This is a genomic window from Pseudoalteromonas sp. BSi20495, assembly GCF_000241185.1.
Lineage (GTDB): Bacteria > Pseudomonadota > Gammaproteobacteria > Enterobacterales > Alteromonadaceae > Pseudoalteromonas > Pseudoalteromonas fuliginea.
The window spans coordinates 1-2,162 of the sequence record NZ_BADY01000171.1 but is presented as its reverse complement, the minus strand read 5'-3'; the positions used below and the strand labels follow the sequence as shown (position 1 = coordinate 2,162).

3 protein-coding genes are annotated in these 2,162 nt (G+C 36.8%); 2 read left to right on the top strand and 1 reads right to left on the bottom strand.

Features of this window, described 5'->3' with window-relative positions; translation table 11 throughout:
* The first annotated feature begins 983 nt into the window (after nucleotides 1–983).
* Together P20495_RS01645 and P20495_RS01650 are read left to right on the top strand one after the other, a co-directional pair.
* Nucleotides 984–1,373, top strand: coding sequence for a nucleotidyltransferase domain-containing protein (locus P20495_RS01645; protein ID WP_007379066.1), 390 nt, complete (start codon nucleotides 984–986; stop codon nucleotides 1,371–1,373).
* Entirely contained in the window at nucleotides 1,366–1,791 is a 426-nt protein-coding gene (locus P20495_RS01650; protein WP_007379065.1) for a DUF86 domain-containing protein, read from the top strand. Before P20495_RS01645 ends, P20495_RS01650 begins: the two co-directional genes overlap by 8 nt.
* 158 nt (nucleotides 1,792–1,949) lie before the next feature.
* Here the strand turns inward: P20495_RS01650 and P20495_RS22325 are convergent.
* On the bottom strand, nucleotides 1,950–2,162 hold a 213-nt coding region (locus tag P20495_RS22325), incomplete at its 5' end, for a hypothetical protein (protein ID WP_050548483.1).

Here is a 2,162-nt window from a genome sequence, read left to right as displayed (position 1 = left end):
CACCATGCGAGGTATAAAACCTCACCTACATTAATTTAAACACCACATTAAACGAAACCGTAGGTGCGATTTTACATCGCGCTTTGTTCTTGGTTTAAATAAAACACCATGCGAGGTATAAAACCTCAACTACAATAATGTAAACACCACATTAAACAAAACCGTAGGTGCGATTTTACATCGCGCTTTGTTCTTGGTTTAAATAAAATACAATGCGAGGTATAAAACCTCACCTACAACAATGTAAACACCACACTCAACAAAACCGTAGGTGCGATTTTACATCGCGCTTTTGGTTTTAATTTATTTTTCGAACCTAAATAAACGCATCCATATTTGGTAATTGTATTATTTGCTCACTTAGCTTATTTGCAACTTTATTAATTATTTTTATGCATAAATCAATGTGGGCTAATTCAGAAGTAAATAAGTTATTTTTGAGTTTAAATGTATATTTATCGTCCACAAGTTAACTTTACCTTATTTATAAATAATAGAATCGAATCTAAAACATAAATTACTTAAGCTAAGTTAATGACACTTTGAGATTGATAGCTCATCTAAGCAACTGCAGAAGCCCAGCTTGCTATTAGGGCGTGTGACCTTTCGTGATTGATTTTGCAGCAGACTGTTTGGTATTCAGGCAAGGGAGAGTCTATGTGATGTGGTTATTCCCCATAAATAGGCGATAACGCAGCATAAATACCAAACATGCACTGCCTTTTGGTTTTTTTAGGGACGATTAACTCTTTGTTGCTCGGCTTTTACTTATTCTTACATGGATCTAAGCCAGTAGGGTAAAGTAGGAGCAGTCACCAAGCCCACTAGGTTACAAACCTCGCGCCGCGATTAAATAGCCCCTAGATTGAACAAATTTCAACCCACAAAGGTCAACACGCCCTAAATAAAACAAATATCAATTTTAATGTTCACTAGAAAACTGATAGGTTATTATTACAGTTTTTATCAATGGTTAGTTTTTCGTGGCAAATGAAGTTATACAGAAAATAATTAAGTACTTGCAGCAAAACACCGACATTGACGTGGTTTGGTTATATGGCTCCCACGCAAAAGGGACAGCCCAACCCCATAGTGACATTGACTTAGCCGTAGCATTTAAAAACTTTGATCTGGAGTTCTTTGATAAGCGCCTTAGACCAAAAGAGCTTGAGCTTGAAATAAGTAATGCACTCAACCTCAATGAGCAACTTGTTTCTATTATAGATATAAATATTATTCCAAGTTATTTAGCTTTCAACGTTATTGAATATGGAAAAATAATTATAAGCAATAATAGTGTTAGAGCGATGAAAGAGCAGCAGCGTATATATAGCCAGTTCGAATTTGAAACCATAGCGAGTAAACATGACTGATACCGGAATTACACTTTATTTAAGTGAAGTAACACGCCATATTGACGAATATATGCAAGAACTCGACGAACTCAGTCAAATCGATTCACTTAATAGCAGAGATTACCGAGCTGCAGAGCGATTACTACAGTTAATGACCGAGGTGTGTATTGGTTTATCAAAGCATTGGCTTAAGCAGCACAAAAGTAGTACCAGTAGCAACGCCTATCAAACATTTAGCGAACTTACTAATTTAGGCTTTTTGAGTGAGGTAGAACTACTGTCATGGCGTAAAATTATAGGCTTACGAAATGCTCTTGTTCACGATTACTTAAATATTGATCAAAGTATCGTTAAAACAATCATTAAAAAGCAACACTACATAACTATGCACGCATTTAGTATTAAAGCGATTACAGAGCTAAACAAAGATTCATAGATAAAACCTCACCTACATTAATTTAAACACCACACTCAACAAAAACGTAGGTGCAATTTTACATCGCGCTTTGGCTTATATAACCTTAACGCTCACCTAACACCTGTAGACGCAAAGCTTGCTCGCGTGAAAAGCGCAGCTTTTAATTTGTAGATGGGTTAATTCGCTGCAACCTTGTACACGCCTAAACACAATGCGAGGTATAAAACCTCACCTACAACAATACAAACACCGCGCTCAACAAAGCGTAGGTGCGATTTTACATCGCGCTTTGGTTTTAAACAAAGCTCACTCAAACACCTGTAGGCGCTCAGCTTGCTTGCGTGAAAAGCGCAGCTTTTAATTTGTAGATGGGTTAATTCGCCACAACC